Annotated in this window: 14 protein-coding genes; 7 read left to right on the top strand and 7 right to left on the bottom strand. The window is 72.1% G+C overall.

The features are described 5' to 3' along the window. The first annotated feature begins 46 nt into the window (after positions 1 to 46). Together AB0D45_RS09910 and AB0D45_RS09905 are read left to right on the top strand one after the other, a co-directional pair. Entirely contained in the window at positions 47 to 1,324 is a 1,278-nt protein-coding gene (locus tag AB0D45_RS09910; protein ID WP_362456659.1) for an activator-dependent family glycosyltransferase, read from the top strand. Positions 1,325 to 1,355: 31 nt separating this feature from the next. Beyond that, positions 1,356 to 2,630, top strand: coding sequence for an activator-dependent family glycosyltransferase (locus AB0D45_RS09905; RefSeq protein WP_362456656.1), 1,275 nt, complete (start codon positions 1,356 to 1,358; stop codon positions 2,628 to 2,630). Between the two features lie 65 nt (positions 2,631 to 2,695). On the opposite strand, the gene AB0D45_RS09900 is transcribed toward AB0D45_RS09905, so the two are convergent. Then, a complete protein-coding gene (locus AB0D45_RS09900; RefSeq protein ID WP_362456653.1) occupies positions 2,696 to 3,400 on the bottom strand; it encodes a hypothetical protein in 705 nt (234 codons plus the stop codon). 103 nt (positions 3,401 to 3,503) lie between these two features. After that, positions 3,504 to 4,589 carry a histidine kinase gene (locus AB0D45_RS09895; RefSeq protein ID WP_362456650.1) on the bottom strand — a complete coding sequence of 362 codons (1,086 nt, stop codon included), beginning with the start codon at positions 4,587 to 4,589 and terminating at the stop codon, positions 3,504 to 3,506. Positions 4,590 to 5,046: 457 nt separating this feature from the next. On the opposite strand from AB0D45_RS09895, the gene AB0D45_RS09890 reads away from it, so the two are divergent. From AB0D45_RS09890 to sbnB, 3 genes are all read left to right on the top strand, one after another. After that, entirely contained in the window at positions 5,047 to 6,558 is a 1,512-nt protein-coding gene (locus AB0D45_RS09890; protein ID WP_362456816.1) for a 4-hydroxyphenylacetate 3-hydroxylase N-terminal domain-containing protein, read from the top strand. Between the two features lie 106 nt (positions 6,559 to 6,664). Next, positions 6,665 to 7,705 (top strand): 2,3-diaminopropionate biosynthesis protein SbnA, encoded by a 1,041-nt coding sequence (sbnA, locus tag AB0D45_RS09885; protein ID WP_362456647.1) that lies wholly within the window; start codon positions 6,665 to 6,667, stop codon positions 7,703 to 7,705. Positions 7,706 to 7,814: 109 nt separating this feature from the next. Continuing rightward, on the top strand, positions 7,815 to 8,804 hold the full coding sequence (sbnB, locus tag AB0D45_RS09880; RefSeq protein WP_362456644.1) for a 2,3-diaminopropionate biosynthesis protein SbnB: 990 nt from the start codon (positions 7,815 to 7,817) through the stop codon (positions 8,802 to 8,804). Positions 8,805 to 8,879: 75 nt separating this feature from the next. Here the strand turns inward: sbnB and AB0D45_RS09875 are convergent, their stop codons facing one another. The 5 genes from AB0D45_RS09875 to AB0D45_RS09855 form a co-directional block, all read right to left on the bottom strand. Next, positions 8,880 to 9,872, bottom strand: coding sequence for a Gfo/Idh/MocA family oxidoreductase (locus tag AB0D45_RS09875; RefSeq protein ID WP_362456641.1), 993 nt, complete (start codon positions 9,870 to 9,872; stop codon positions 8,880 to 8,882). A gap of 69 nt (positions 9,873 to 9,941) precedes the next feature. After that, positions 9,942 to 10,568, bottom strand: a complete 627-nt coding sequence (gene rfbC / locus AB0D45_RS09870; protein ID WP_361599464.1) for a dTDP-4-dehydrorhamnose 3,5-epimerase — start codon at positions 10,566 to 10,568, stop codon at positions 9,942 to 9,944. A 73-nt stretch (positions 10,569 to 10,641) separates the two neighbouring features. Further along, complete coding sequence (locus AB0D45_RS09865; protein ID WP_362456638.1) at positions 10,642 to 11,994, bottom strand: NDP-hexose 2,3-dehydratase family protein; 1,353 nt, start codon at positions 11,992 to 11,994, stop codon at positions 10,642 to 10,644. 5 nt (positions 11,995 to 11,999) lie between these two features. Beyond that, on the bottom strand, positions 12,000 to 13,112 hold the full coding sequence (locus AB0D45_RS09860; RefSeq protein WP_362456635.1) for a DegT/DnrJ/EryC1/StrS family aminotransferase: 1,113 nt from the start codon (positions 13,110 to 13,112) through the stop codon (positions 12,000 to 12,002). 78 nt (positions 13,113 to 13,190) lie between these two features. Then, a complete protein-coding gene (locus AB0D45_RS09855; protein ID WP_362456632.1) occupies positions 13,191 to 13,724 on the bottom strand; it encodes a hypothetical protein in 534 nt (177 codons plus the stop codon). A 422-nt stretch (positions 13,725 to 14,146) separates the two neighbouring features. Here AB0D45_RS09855 and AB0D45_RS09850 point away from each other — a divergent pair, with 422 nt between their 5' ends. Then, complete coding sequence (locus AB0D45_RS09850) at positions 14,147 to 14,482, top strand: hypothetical protein (protein WP_361599452.1); 336 nt, start codon at positions 14,147 to 14,149, stop codon at positions 14,480 to 14,482. 61 nt (positions 14,483 to 14,543) lie between these two features. After that, entirely contained in the window at positions 14,544 to 14,759 is a 216-nt protein-coding gene (locus AB0D45_RS09845) for an MbtH family NRPS accessory protein (protein WP_361599449.1), read from the top strand. The last annotated feature ends 44 nt before the right edge of the window (positions 14,760 to 14,803 follow it).

Genomic DNA, 14,803 nt, shown 5'->3' with positions numbered 1-14,803 from the left:
CGCCCCGCGGCGCCCCCTCCCGTCCCACACCCGGAAGGCAGCACTCATGCGCGTCCTCTTCACCGTCCTCCCCGAAAAAACGATCTTTCTGAGCATGGTCCCGCTGGCCTGGGCGCTGCGCACGGCCGGCCACGAGGTCCGGGTGGCCTGCCAGCCCAAGTTCGCCGACGCGGTCACCCAGGCGGGGCTCACGGCCGTCCCCGTGGGCCGCGACAGCGACCTGTTCCGGGTCGCGCGGCTGGACCCGGAGGAGCTCGAAGCGGCGCGGGCGGGGCTGCACGCGCCCTGGGACGCGGTCGAGGACCCGGCGAAGGCCGCGTGGGAGCCCATGCTGAACGGCTACTACGACGCGGTGGCCAAGGGCTTCAAGCCCGACAACTTCCCGCTGGTCTCCGGCCTGGTGGAGTTCGCCCGCCACTGGAAGCCCGACCTGGTGGTCTGGGACCCGCTGACCCAGGCCGGCGCGATCGCCGCGAAGGCCGTCGGTGCCGCCCACGCCCGCCTGATGTTCGGGCTGGACGTCTTCGGCGCGGCCCGCGAGCGGTTCCTGCGGCTGAAGGCGGAGCGGCCCGAAGGGGAGCGCACCGACCACCTCGCCGACTGGCTGGGCGGCTACGCCCGCAAGTACGGGGGCGAGTTCAGCGAGGACATGGCGACCGGGCACTTCACCATCGACCAGTTCCCGCGCAGCCTCCAGGTGGAGGCCGAGGACCTCGACTACCTGCGCATGCGCTTCGTCCCGTACAACGGCACGGCGACGGTCCCCAAGTGGCTGTGGGCCGGGCCCTCCAGGCCGCGGGTGGCCCTGACGATGGGGCTCACGGCCACCGACCACTACGACGGGTACACGATCAGCACCCAGGACGTCCTGGACTCGCTCGCCGACCTCGACATCGAGCTCGTCGCCACGCTCTCCGAGGCCGAGCGGGCCGGGCTGCGGCACGTGCCGGAGAACGCCCGGCTGGTGTCCTTCGTACCCCTGCACGCGCTGGCGCCGACCTGCTCCGCCGTGATCCACCACGCCGGAACCGGCACGGTCGCCACCATGGCCGGGCACGCCGTTCCGCACCTGTCGGTCCCGTACCACTTCGACGAGCCCCTCCTCGCCCGGAAGATCGTCGAGCAGGGGTCGGGGCTGGAGCTGGCGCACGACAGGGCGACGGGAGCGGCGGTCCGCGAGAACGTGCTCCGCCTGCTGGAGGAGCCGCGGTTCGCGGCGCGCGCCGTCGACCTGCGCGAGGAGATGGCGGCCCTGCCCGCCCCCAACGAGCTCGTCCCCCTGCTGGAGGAGCTCACCGACCGCCACCGCACACCCGCCCGCTGACGCCGCGCGGCCGCCGAACGAGAGACGAAGCATGCGCATCCTGTTCACGTGCTATCCCGAGCGCACCCACTTCCTGCTCATGGCCCCGCTCGCGTGGGCGCTGCGCACCGCCGGCCACGAGGTACGGGTGGCCTGCCAGCCGAAGCTGACCGACGCCGTCACCCGGGCCGGGCTGACGGCCGTGCCCGTCGGCAGCGACCGCGACCTGTGGCAGGTCGCCGGCCGGCTCAAGGGCAGCGGGGCGCGGCTGGCCCCGGGGCTGGCCGAGCCGTACGACGCGGCGGAACGCGCCGCCGGGGACATCACGCTGCCGTGGCTGCGCGAGGCGTACCGGGTGCGGATCGAGGCGGCGCACAAGATGACGAACGCGCCGCTGGCGCCGGGGCTCGTCGAGTTCGCCCGGCACTGGAAGCCGGACCTGGTGGTCTGGGAGCCGCTGACCTTCGCCGGTGCGATCGCGGCCGAGGCCGTCGGCGCCGCCCACGCCCGCATGCTGATCGGGGCGGACGTCTACGGGATCGCCCGGCAGCGCTTCCGGCGGCTGCGCGACGCCCTGCCGGAGGGCGAGCGGGGCGACGACCCGCTCGGCGCGTGGCTCGACGGCTACGCCCGGCGGTACGGGGGCGGGTTCACGGAGTCCATGGCCACCGGCCGGTTCTCCATCGACCTGCTGCCCCCCTCGCTCCAGGTGCACGCCCCCGGCCTCGACTACCGGTCGCTGCGCTTCACCCCGTACGGCGGGCCGGCGGTCGTGCCGCGCTGGCTGTGGGAGCCGCCGCGCCGCCCCCGCGTGGCCCTGACGCTCGGCCTGACGGTCAGCGACCACGGCCTCGCCTACCCGGTGGACGTCCAGGACATCCTCGACCACGTCGCCGACCTGGACATCGAGCTGGTGGCGACGGTGAGCGAGAAGGCCGCCAAGGAGCTGCGGCGGGTTCCCGGCAACGCCCGGCTGGTGCCCTACGTACCGATGCAGGCGCTGCTGCCGACCTGCGCGGCGGTGATCCACCACGCCGGGGTGGGCACGCTCACCACGGCGGCGTTCTACGGCGTGCCCCAGCTCGCCCTGCCCTGGGACGTGGACCAGCCGCTCCTGTCCGGCCGGCTGGCCGCGCACGGCGCGGGCCTCACCACGCACGCGACCCGGGCCACGGGGCCAGCCGTCCGCGCGGGCCTGCTCCGGCTCCTCGGGGACCCCGCCTTCGGCGCCCGCGCCCGCGACCTGCGCGAGGAGGTGCGGGCGGCGCCGCACGCGAACGCGGTGGCGCGGGAGCTGGAGGAGTGGGTGGCCGCCGGCGCCCGGTGAGCCCGGCGCCCGGTGAGCCGGCGCCCGGTGACCCCGGGCGGCCGTCCGGCCGGGGCCACCGCCGGTCAGCGCGCGAGCCGGCGCCAGTACTGGCGCTTGCTGCGGTCGCACACGACGAGGTCGAGGCGCTGGAGGTCGCGGCGCAGTTCCTCGAGTTCCTCCGCCGAGCCCGGCTTCTTCAGGAACTGCTGGCGGGCCTTGAACAGGGCGTGCGCCTGGGCGGGCAGGTGGGGGCTCTCCGGCACCCACAGCTGGAACTCCGCCTTGTGGGGGTCCTCCTCCGCCCAGGCGTAGCCGTGCCCGGTGAAGGCGTCGGCGAGCCGGCGCCGGTCCTGGTCGCAGTCCTCGCGCGCCAGTTCCTCGGTGCCGTGGCCGAGCAGGACGAGCTGCTTGCCGTCGCGGAAGGCCATGGCGATGTCGGAACCGGCGAATTCCCGCGACTCTCCCTTGCGGGTGAACAGCACCCGGGTGTCGGACACGGTGACGGACAGCTCGCTGAACTTGACGAGGAAGCCGGCGATCAGGCCGGCCAGGCCGCCGAGGACGATCGCCCCGATGGTCAGACCGGGTTCGGGGATCGCGGAGACCAGTTTCGCCGGGCCCTGCATGGGCGCCCAGGGCAGGGTCACCACCCACTTCGCGAGCGCCTTGGCCAGCCAGCAGATCCCGGCTCCGACCAGCCCGAAGACCAGGCAGACGAGCACTTGGCCCCAGAGCGGTTCCGAGACCTCGGTGGATTCGCCCGCCTTCGGATTCAACTCTTTCGCCACTGCTGGACTCTCCTGTTCGTTGATCGGTCACGCCGCGCTCGCGGCGTTCTGTTGCGGTGCGCGTTCGCTGCGGGGTGCCGTCCCGTACCGGGGGAGGCCGGCGCTACGGCCAGGGCAGCCGCGCCGTGATCCCCCAGCCGCCGTTGCCGGTGGGGCCGTACTCCAGCCGTCCGCCGGCGAGCGACACCCGCTCGGCGAGCCCCGCCAGCCCGTGTCCGGCGGGGCCGCGCGCGACGCCCGCGGGCCGGGTGCCGGGGGTCGGGTTGGTCACCTCGACGGTGAGGCCGTCGCCCTCTCCCCCGGTCACGTGGACGCTCGCGGGGGCTCCCGGCGCGTGCTTGCGCACGTTGGTCAGGGCCTCCTGCACGACCCGGTAGGCCGTGCGGCCGATGAGGTCCGGGACCGCCTGCGGGATCTCCTTGAGGAGGCGTACCCGCATCCCGGCCGTGCACGATTCCGCGACGAGCCGGTGCACGTCCCCCAGCGTGGGCTGGGGGCGTTCGCCGGTCTCCGGTGCGCGCAGCACCGTCAGGACCTCGCGCAGCTCCTGCAGCGCCTGGTGCGCGCTCTCCCGGATCACCCCGGCCGCCCGGGCGATGTCCTCGCTGGGGGCGTCGGGCCGGTATTCCAGCGCGCCGGCGTGCAGGGTGAGCAGCGACAGCCGGTGCCCGAGTACGTCGTGCATCTCCCGGGCCACCTCCTCGCGGGCCCGCATCTGTGCCTGCTCCGCCCTCAGCTGTGCCTCGGAGGCCACCCTGACGAGCAGTTGGCGCCGGTGGTGGACGAACAGCCCCCACCCGACGGCACACCCCTGGACGATGGTCCCGAAGACGGCGTAGTGGAACGCCGACATGGCGGGGTCCGGGCGCAGCAGGGAGTCGCCGACGACCGGCAGCAGGCTGGCCGCGTAGACGATCGCGGTGGTCCGCGGCTTGCGGTGCACCGCTACGGAGAACAATGCCGCGAGCATGGCGCCCGAGACCATCTCGAACGGCACCGAGAGCGCCATCAGTACGCAGGCGACCTCGACCGGCCTGCTGCGGCGCAGCCACAGCAGGACGCAGCCGAACGCGCCGGCCATCTGCTCGACGTGCATCCAGTTGAACCCGGGCTCCGGGGTCACCTGGGTGCGGCTCTTCGCGATCGCCACTCCGTAGGCCACCGCGAGCAGGAACAGGGCGGTGTCCACGATCCAGTCCCGTGGACTCCGCCGAACGGGCTGAGAAGCAGTCGTGGAGTGAGGCACGGTTCGGACTTTACCGTCGTGATCTCTTCCCGCCGGAGGTCCGGCCGGTGGACGATACCTTGGTCGGACTGTTGGAGACGTTCGTCTCGGACGAGGTCGCAGGACGGCGTCACACACGTCCTCCCCCCGTCTCGCCGGCGGGACGCGGAACGCGCCGGCGGGCCGTCGCGCCAGGCCGTTTCCCGCTCCCCGTTCCCGTCGCCGCGCCCCCGGAGTCCTCGGCCGGGGCGGCGGACGGGCCTGTCCGGCCACGCGGTCCGCACGGACCTCCCCCCGTCCGGACGGCTCCCGCGCAGCACCGGCGACGCAGCCCTTCAGGCCGGCCACTTTTTCCCGAGAGAAGGCCCAGTTGACGAACACACCAGGTCCGACGAGCGACGCGCCCAACGATGTCCGCCCGATGAACGGGGCGGAGTACCTGGAGTCCCTGCGGGACGGCCGCGAGGTGTACATCCACGGAGAGCGGGTGCGGGACGTCACCGCGCACCCGGCGTTCCGCAACAGCGCCAGGTCCGTGGCGCAGCTGTACGACGCGCTGCACGAGCCGGAGTCCAAGGGCGTGCTGAGCGTCCCGACCGACACCGGCAACGGCGGGTTCACGCACCCGTTCTTCAAGACCGCGAGGAGCTCCGGGGACCTGGTGGCCGCGCGGGACGCCATGGTCGCCTGGCAGCGGCGCGTGTACGGCTGGATGGGCCGTACCCCGGACTACAAGGCGGCCTTCTTCGGGACCCTCGACGCGAACGCGGACTTCTACGGGCCGTTCGCCGGCAACGCCCGGGCCTGGTACCGGCGGGCGCAGGAGCGGGTGCTCTACTTCAACCACGCGATCGTCCACCCGCCGGTGGACCGCGACCGGCCGGCCGACCGGACGGCCGACGTGTGCGTGCACGTGGAGGAGGAGACCGACGCCGGCCTGATCGTCTCGGGCGCCAAGGTCGTGGCCACCGCCTCGGCGATCACGAACGCGAACCTGATCGCCCACATGGGTCTGCCGCTGCGTGACAAGCGCTTCGCGCTCACCTTCACGATGCCGATGGACTCCCCCGGGCTGAAGCTGTTCTGCCGGACCTCCTACGAGATGCACGCGGCGCTGCTGGGCAGCCCGTTCGACTACCCGCTGTCGAGCCGGCTGGACGAGAACGACTCGATCATGGTGCTCGACCGGGTGCTGGTCCCGTGGGAGAACGTGTTCATGTACGACGCGGCCGCGGCCAACTCGTTCGCCACCCGGTCGGGGTTCCTGGAGCGGTTCACCTTCCACGGGGTCACCCGCCTCGCCGTCAAGATCGACTTCATCGCCGGCTGCCTGCTGAAGGCCGTCGAGGTGACCGGGACCTCCGGCTTCCGCGGCGTGCAGGCGCAGATCGGCGAGGTCCTCAACTGGCGCGACATGTTCTGGGGGATGTCGGACGCGATGGCGAAGTCGCCCACGGAGTGGGTGAACGGAGCCGTGCAGCCGAACCTCAACTACGGCCTCGCGTACCGGACGTTCATGGGCATCGGCTACCCGAGGATCCGGGAGATCATCCAGCAGGTCCTCGGCAGTGGTCTGATCTACCTCAACTCCCACTCCAGCGACTGGAAGAACCCCGAGATCCGGCCCTACCTGGACCGCTACCTGCGGGGCTCGCGCGGGGTGGAGGCCGTCGACCGGGTCAAGCTGCTCAAGCTGCTGTGGGACGCGGTCGGCACGGAGTTCGCCGGACGGCACGAGCTGTACGAGCGCAACTACGGCGGCGACCACGAGGGCATCCGCGTGCAGACCCTGCTGAGCTACCAGGCGCGCGGGCAGGCCGACGCCCTGAAGGGCTTCGCGGACCAGTGCATGGCGGACTACGACCTCGACGGATGGACGCGGCCCGACCTCCTCGGGCCCGAGGACCTGCCCCGCCCGGCCACCGGGTACTGACCGTGCCCGGTACCCGCGGGCGATCTCCCGGCAGGCGGTCCTCGCCCGCCGGGATCCCACGTACGGCACGACGTACAGCACGACGTTCTCAGGGCAGGGGGAGCCGGTGACCGCGCACACGCTCAAGGGGATCCTGGCGACGGTGGGGAACACGCCCCTGGTCGAGCTGGAGCGGATCTCCGCCGACCACGGACTGCGGGTCCACGCCAAGATGGAGCGCTTCAACCCCGGTGGCAGCATCAAGGACCGCTCCGCGCTGGCCATGCTGCTGGAGGGGCTGCGCACCGGTGAGGCCGTGCCCGGCAGGACCACGGTGATCGAGTCCAGTTCGGGGAACCTCGCGATCGGCCTCGCGCAGATCTGCTGCTACCACGGGCTGCGGTTCATCTGCGTGGTGGACCCGCGCACCACGGAGCAGAACCTCGCGATCCTGCGGGCCTACGGGGCCGAGGTGGAGGTCGTCGGCGTGCCCGACCCCGAGACCGGGGAGTTCCTGCCCCAGCGGCTGCGCCGGGTCTCCGAGCTGGCGGCGACCGTGCCGCACGCCTACGTGCCGGGCCAGTACTCCAACCCGCTCAACCCCCGGGCCCACCTGGAGACGATGCGCGAGATCGACCAGGCGCTGCGCGGCTCGGTGGACTACGTGTTCTGCGCGGCCGGCACCACGGGGACCCTGGGCGGATGCGCGGCGTACGTCCGCAGGCACGGCCTGGCCACCACGGTCGTCGCGGTCGACGCGGTGGGCAGCAGGCTGTTCGACTCGCCGGTGTCCTGCTCCCGTCTGATCCCGGGGCACGGCGCCGCCGTGGTGCCCGCCGTGTTCGATCCCACGGCCGCCGACCGCGTGGTGCACGTCAGCGACCTCGAGGCGGTGGCCGGCTGCCGGCGGCTGGTGCGGCGCGAGGCCGTCCTCGCCGGGGGGTCCTCCGGCGCCCTGGTCGCCGCGCTGGAGAAGCTGGCGCCGGAGATCCCGGCCGGCTCGACCTGCGTCCTGATCCTGCCGGACGGCGGGGACCGCTACCTGGACACCATCTACTCGGACCACTGGGTGCGCCGGCACTTCGGCGAGGTCCCGCTCCCGGCGCCGGCCGCGCACGACGCCGGCGACGCGTACGCGGCGCTGCGCGCGGCGACGGCTTCCGGCTGAGCGGGGGCCGCGCGGACGCCGCGCCCCCGCCCCGGTCACGCACGAGGCCCAGGTCCCGGCACGGGCCTGGGCCTCGCCCTCACATCCCCTCGGTACGAAGGAGACTCCCTTGCTGGTCATCGGTCATGGTGAAGTGCGCGACGTCATGCGGGGGCAGGAGGAACGGATCCTCTCGCTGGTCGGCGACACCTACCGCCTGCACGACGAGGGCCGCACCGCCCTGCCCCGCTCGGTGTTCCTGCGCTTCCCCGACAGCCCCCGCGACCGCATCATCGGCCTGCCCGCCTACCTGGGGGGTGAGGACGCGGTGGCCGGGATGAAGTGGATCGCGAGCTTCCCCGGCAACATCGCGGCCGGCCGGGAACGGGCGAGCGCGGCCATGATCCTCAACTCCACCGTCGACGGCCGCCCGGAGGCCCTGATCGAGGCCTCCCTGATCTCGGCCCGGCGCACCGCTGCCTCCGCGGCGCTCGCCGCCGCCCACCTGGTCACCGGCCCGGAGCCGCACGGGATCGCCCTGGTCGGCTGCGGCCCCATCAACCGCGAGGTGCTCCGCTTCGTGAAGGTCCGGCTGCCCATGCTGCGCGAGGCCGTGCTGTTCGACACGGACCGCGCCCGCGCCGAGGCCTTCGCCGCCGAGGCCGCCGCGGACGCGCCGGACCTCGCGTTCAAGGTGGTGGAGCAGGCGCGGGAGGCGCTCGGCTCCCACCGGCTGGTCTCCCTCGCGACCTCCGCCGGCGAGCCCCACCTGGACCTGTCCGCGTGCCGGCCGGGGGCGACGGTCCTGCACGTCTCGCTGCGCGACCTGACCGTCGAGGCGATCCTGGGAGCCCAGAACGTCGTCGACGACGCCGACCACGTGTGCCGGGAGCGGACCTCGCTGCACCTGGCCGAACTCGCCTCGGGCGGAAGGGAGTTCATCGACACGACGATCGGGTCGCTGCTGCGCGGCGGATCCGGCTTCCGCAGGGACCCGGGGCGGACCGCGGTGTTCTCCCCCTTCGGTCTGGGCGTGCTGGACCTCGCCCTGGCGCGCTGGGTGCGGGACGAGGCCCGCGCGCGGGGCGCGGGCACCCGCGTCGACGGCTTCCTGCCGTAGCGGGCCGTCCTTCCCGCACGCACGCGTACGGCCGGTGCCCCGCCCTTCCGGGCGGGGCACCGGCCGTCGTACGGCTCAGACCTCGACGACGAGCGCGTGCGCGCGGATCTCCTCGACCAGCGCGGCCTGGCGCAGGGAGCCCTCCTGGTGCTCGCGCACGTCGAGGCCCCTGAGGACGGCGCCCGCGAAGGTGTCGACGACGTTCGCGAACTGGTGGTCGGCCGGCAGGACGAACTGCTCCTGGTGGTCCTGGCGCTCGACGCGCATCACCGGCTGGTACGTCTCCGGCGGTGTGAAGGCGCGGTCGAGGACGATGCGCCCGGTGCTCCCCGAGAGGCTGTAGGTGTTGCGGTACGAGTGCTCCATCCCGAAGGTGAGCCGGGCGGGCACTCCCTCGGGCGTGCACAGCAGGACGCTGCCGGACAGCACCACGCCCCGGCTCCGGTCGTGCCGGAACACCGCGCCGACGACCTTCAGGTCGCTGCCGAGGAAGTACTGGGCCGCCCGCACCGGATAGCCCCCGAAGTCGAGGAAGGCGCCGCCACCGACCGCGCGCTGGTAGCGGATGTCGCCGGCGGGCTTCGGCGGGATGGTGAACGCGCTGGTGAACTCGCGCACCTCGCCGATGGCGCCGTCGGCCAGGGCCTTGCGCACCGCCGTGTGCTGGGAGTGGTAGAGGAACATGTAGTTCTCCAGCAGGACCAGCCCGCGCGCCCGCGCGTCGGCGACCAGCCGGACGGTGTCCTCGCGGCTCGCCGTCAGCGGCTTCTCCACCAGGACGTGCTTGCCCGCCTCCAGCGCCCGGGAGACCCACTCGGCGTGCAACCGTCCGGGCAGCGGTAGGTAGACGGCGTCGACGTCGTCGCGTTCGAGCAGCGCGTCGTACCCCTCGACCGGCACCCCACCGAACCGGTCGGTGAACCGGACGGCGGACTCCCGGCTCCGGCTGGCGATCGCCGCGACCTCCACGGCCGGGTTGCCCTCGACGGCCGGGAGCGTGCGCCGCCAGGCGATGTCCGCGCACCCCATGATCCCGATGCGCAGTCTGTCGCTCGTGCTTTTGAACATGTGGAAGAACTCCGCTCAGCATGGGGTGAGAAGACGGGCGCCCGGTGGGCCGGGACGCCCCGTGGGGCGTCAGCCCTTGATCGCGCGCTGCTTCAGCGCCTCGTAGTGGGCGAGGCACTCCTCGTAGGTCGGGAGCATGCCGAGGGACACCGCCTCCGCCAGGGTCGGCGCGGCGGCGTCCTTCTCCGACATGACGGGCGGTTCCTCGATCCCCCACGGGATCCCGATGTCCGGGTCCAGCGGGTTGACCTCGATCATCGTGCCGGGGATGTACGCCTCCGAGCACAGGTAGTTCATGCACGCGTCGTCGGTCAGGGACAGGAACGCGTGGCCGATGCCGTCGGCGAGGTAGACGGCGGTGCCGGACTCCTCGTCCTGCGGGGTCATCTCGTACATGCCGAAGGTGGGCGAGCCCACCCTCAGGTCCACGGCGACGTCGAGGACGGCGCCGCGCACGCAGGTGACCAGCTTCGCCTGGCCGGGCGCGAGCGAGGTGCTGTGGATGCCGCGCATGGTGTTGCGGCAGCTGACGGAGTAGTTCGCCTGCCCGACGGTGAACGGATAGCCGATGATCTCCGTCAGGATCTCGGCGCGGAAGGCCTCGTAGAAGGATCCGCGCCGGTCCGGGTACTTGTTGGGGACGATCCGGTAGGCCCCCTTGATCTTCGTTTCGGTTACTCGTGCCGCATCAAACATGGCCCCACCCGTCTCGGAGTTTCGCGCGCGTTCACATCACCCAGCCCGTCCGGCCCGCCCGGTCGGCGCCCGCTCAGCACAGGCTGAGCAGACAGGTGAGCAGGGACCGGGCCTCGATGTTGAGGTAGTGCCCGTGGCGGAGCAGGCCGGTCAGCTCACGGACCGTCATCCAGCACAGGTGGGGCGGTACGGCGGCCGGGAAGTCCTCGCCCACCTCGATGATCTGGTAGCGCGTGCCGGCGTGGTGGAAACGGCCGCCCTCCTCCGACAGGACGCGGTCGTAGCGCGTCGTGCCGCCGTCCGGGAGCAGGGCGTCGCGCAGGAAGGGCTCCTGGACGGCGTCCACGTCCTGGCCCGGGTGCAGGTGCACCGTCGGCGCCATCTCCACCTGGTCCATCAGGCCGTACTCGGGCCGGGCGCGCACCAGGAGCCGGAGCGTCCCGTCGACCGTCCTGGCGACGAACGCCGCCCGGCCCTCCCCGCGCGGGTGGAGCAGGGGCTGGGTCCACCGTGCGACCTCGCGGTTGCCGGCCGTGACCTCGACGGCGATGATGCGGAAGCTCTCGGCCGACTCGTCGGTGATCTCCCAGTCGTCGCGCTTCCAGCCGGCGACGTCGGCCAGCGGGATCAGCCGGGCGGTCCAGTCGACGCCGGTCTTCGCCTCGTTGAACCAGCTGAGGATCCTCTGCGCGCCGTCCGTGCCGAAGCGGCCGTCCGTCGCGGGCCCGTCCCGGTAGGAGCGCACCAGGGCGTCGCGGAAGGAGTCGCCAGTGGGTGTGCGGGCGTCCTCGGGGACCAGGAACGGCATGCAGGACAGCACGGTGCGGGCGTCCATGTTGACGAGGTGGTCCACCGCCATCAGTTCGCGGACGAGGTCCAGGGGGAGCCAGCGGAAGTCCTCGTGCTCCGGCACGTCCCCGGTCGCGAGCACCACCATGTTCCGGTTGCGCTTGCGCCAGAACCAGGCGCCCTGCTCGGACTGGAGCACGTCCACGAGCACCCGGCCGCGGTCCGGCCCCGTGAAGTGCTCCAGGTAGCGGGTGGAGGTCCCGCGGTGCACCTTCATGTAGTTGCTGCGGGTCGCCTGGACCGTCGGGGAGAGCTGGAGCGTGTTGGAGTTCCCCGGCTCCATCTTGGCCTGCATCAGGCAGTGCAGGACGCCGTCGAACTCCTTGACGAGGATGCCGAGGATGCCGATCTCGGGCTGGTGGATGACCGGCTGCGACCAGATCTCCGTGCCGCCGTCGCGGACCTGGAGCCCTTCGACCGTGAAGAACCGGCCGCTGGTGTGCCCGAGGTTGCCGGTCAGCGGGTCGAACTCCCACGCGTCCAGGGCTTCGAGGGGGATGCGACGGACCGAGAACGCACCGGCCCGGTGGCGTTCGGCCCACCAGGCGTGGAACTCGGCGGTGGACTTGAGGATCACCGGGCTCAGAGCCTTCCCAGGACGTCGGACACCGCGTCGATGACCCGCTCCTGCTCCTTGTCGGAGAGGGAGGGGTACATGGGCAGGGAGAAGATCTCGTCCGCCACGCGGGTCGTGACCGGCAGCGCGTCCGCGGCGTACCCGAGGTGGGCGAAGCCGGACTGGGTGTGCACCGGCCACGGGTAGCTGATGTTCAGCGCGATGTCGTGCTCCGCCTTCAGCTCCTCGATGATCCTGTCCCGCAGCGGATGGCGCACCACGTAGACGTAGTAGACGTGCTCGTTGCCCGGTGCGGTCTTCGGGGTGATCAGGGCGGTGCCCGCGAAGGCCTCCTCGTACCGCTGCGCGATGGCCCGGCGCCGGGCCGTGTAGGTGTCGAGGCGGGTCAGTTTGCGGCGCAGGATCTCGGCCTGCACCTCGTCGAGGCGGCTGTTGTAGCCGGGGGTCTCGACGACGTAGTAGCGGTTCTCCATGCCGTAGAAGCGCAGCCGGCGCAGGCGGGCGTCCACCTCCGGGTCGTCGGACACCGTGGCGCCGCCGTCCCCGTAGGCCCCGAGGACCTTGGTCGGGTAGAAGGAGAACGCGGCGGCGGCGCCCATCGTGCCCGCGAGCGTGCCGTGGTGGCGGGCGCCGTGCGCCTGCGCGCAGTCCTCCAGGATCACCAGGCCGTGGGCCTCGGCCAGCGCCCGCAGGGGCGCCATGTCCACGCACTGCCCGTACAGGTGGACGGGGAGCAGGCAGCGGGTCCGCTCGGTGATGACGCCGGCCACCTGGTCCACGTCCATCAGGTACGTGTCGGGGTCGATGTCGACGAAGACCGGCACGGCACCGACGGCGTCGATGGCGATGACGGTCGGCGCGGCGGTGTTCGACACCGTGATCACCTCGTCGCCGGGGCCGATGCCCAGGGCGCGCAGGCCGAGCACGATCGCGTTGGTCCCGTTGTCGACGCCGACGCAGTGGGCGAGGCCGTGGTAATCGGCGAACTCCCGCTCGAAGGCGCTGACGCTCTTCCCCAGCACCAGTTGCCCCGAGCTGAACACCGTGTCCACCGCGTCAAGAATGTCAGCGCGTTCTTCGTCGTACTCGGGCAGGTAACCCCATACATGCTGGGTCATCGCGGCACGTCACCTCCAACAGGGTGGTCGTCAGGATTGCAAGAGCCGGCCGTGGCAAGCACCCCGGCCTCCGGGGGTTCAGACGATTTTCTCCAGGAGAGCCACGCCGTGCGTATTCCAGTCGTCACGGTGAATTGCGAGGACGTGGACGTCCCACAGCCTTCCGTGGAAATACGTCTGCTCGGGCAGGATCGCCTCGGTCCGCACCATGGCTTCGTGGGCGTCGCCGAATCCGATGGCACGGATGTCCGGCGACGTGCGGTGAATGTACACCTTCCGGGTGCGCCACATGGAGAACGCGAAGTTCGCGGTCAGCGCGTGGACGTCGCCGCTGATTTCTCCGGCCGTGTCGCCGGTGAGGTGGACCTCGATCCGGAGGTGGCCCGCCGGATTGACCGCGGAGACGGTGCTGAGCCCGACGACCTCGTCCGTGTCCTTGTCACGGACGAGGAAGCACGCCGCCAGCCCCTGCCCGAAGGTCTGGGTGAAGACGTCGAGCACGGGCAGCCCGGCGGTTCCCAGCCGGAGCAGGACCTCGTACGCCGCGGCGGCGTCGTCGGCGCCGGCCGGGCGCAGCGCGACCCGCCGGGTCTCGGTGTGCGGGAAGAACATGGGGCACTCGCCTCTTTCGCGGTGGTCACCGTCGGCCGGTGTCCGGCCGCGTCCCTCGGGAATGCGTACCGCCGGAAAATGCGGTCGGCAATGCGGAAGCCCGCGGCGTCTCATCGGCCTGGGCGAGGGGAATCACCGGACCGTACGCACGCACGGCGACGGGGGTCAAGACTTCCCGGGAAGAGCCGGGCCGAAAGCGGACCGACCGGCCGCGGCAGCCGGGGGCGGGACGCCGAAACGGCCTGCGGTGTCTCGCCGGCGGGACGCCCGCGGGCAAAGCGGGGATCCGCGCATTGACCCTGTGGCGGGCCCCGAACTACGGTCGGACCCGGTCAGCGGCAGGCCTCGAATTCCGTCCGGCAGACGCCCGACCGACCTCGGACAGTTCATCCGCGTACACCCTTGAGGAGCGTAATCCGAACATGATCCTGGACAATGAGACCGTCGCGGAAGAAACCCCGACCTTCATCGAGGAATTCACGGAACTGATTCGCCGGACGGCCGCCACCATCTGCGCCGAGCAGCCCGACGTCCCCGAGCCGGAAGAGCTGCGCGACCTCGATTCCTTCTCGATGGTCCAGGTCCTGCTCGACCTGGAGAACGAGCTCGACCTGAAGGTGCTGGAGGGGCTGGAGGGGTTCGACGGACGGACCTTCCAGGAGATCGCGGAGCACATCACCGAGATCGCCCACCGTGCGGGCACCTACCCCGAGTTCGAGGCGAACGTGCGGCGGATCGTCCACGCGGACTCCGACTGACCCCGGGCGTCCGACCGCCTCCCGCCCCCATCCCTGTCCCGCCCGAGCCTGGGAAGACCACATGGACGACCAGAACAACGACCGCGCCTACCTCGTGGTCCACAACGACGAGGAGCAGTTCTCGATCTGGTGGGCCGACCGGCCGCTGCCGGCCGGCTGGTACGCCGAGGGGACGGAGGGCAGCCGGGAGGAGTGCCTCAGCCGCATCGAGGCGGTGTGGACCGACATGCGTCCGCTGAGCCTGCGCCGCCGGATGGAGCGCTCCGCCGCCGGCTGAGGAGTCCGCCGGCCTTCCCCCTGCCCGCCCCTGTCCGGGGCGAT

Source organism: Streptomyces sp. NPDC048352, from assembly GCF_040651895.1.
In the GTDB taxonomy this organism is placed as follows: Bacteria; Actinomycetota; Actinomycetes; order Streptomycetales; family Streptomycetaceae; genus Streptomyces.
This window is presented reverse-complemented; position numbering and strand designations above follow the sequence as displayed.

Coding starts and splice junctions, on each gene's coding strand:
- AB0D45_RS09910 (WP_362456659.1), top strand. CDS start 47: ATGCGCGTCCTCTTCACCGTCCTCCCCGAAAAAACGATCTTTCTGAGC.
- AB0D45_RS09905 (WP_362456656.1), top strand. CDS start 1,356: ATGCGCATCCTGTTCACGTGCTATCCCGAGCGCACCCACTTCCTGCTC.
- AB0D45_RS09890 (WP_362456816.1), top strand. CDS start 5,047: ATGAACGGGGCGGAGTACCTGGAGTCCCTGCGGGACGGCCGCGAGGTG.
- AB0D45_RS09875 (WP_362456641.1), bottom strand. CDS start 9,872: ATGTTCAAAAGCACGAGCGACAGACTGCGCATCGGGATCATGGGGTGC.
- rfbC (WP_361599464.1), bottom strand. CDS start 10,568: ATGTTTGATGCGGCACGAGTAACCGAAACGAAGATCAAGGGGGCCTAC.
- AB0D45_RS09860 (WP_362456635.1), bottom strand. CDS start 13,112: ATGACCCAGCATGTATGGGGTTACCTGCCCGAGTACGACGAAGAACGC.
- AB0D45_RS09855 (WP_362456632.1), bottom strand. CDS start 13,724: ATGTTCTTCCCGCACACCGAGACCCGGCGGGTCGCGCTGCGCCCGGCC.
- AB0D45_RS09850 (WP_361599452.1), top strand. CDS start 14,147: ATGATCCTGGACAATGAGACCGTCGCGGAAGAAACCCCGACCTTCATC.
- AB0D45_RS09845 (WP_361599449.1), top strand. CDS start 14,544: ATGGACGACCAGAACAACGACCGCGCCTACCTCGTGGTCCACAACGAC.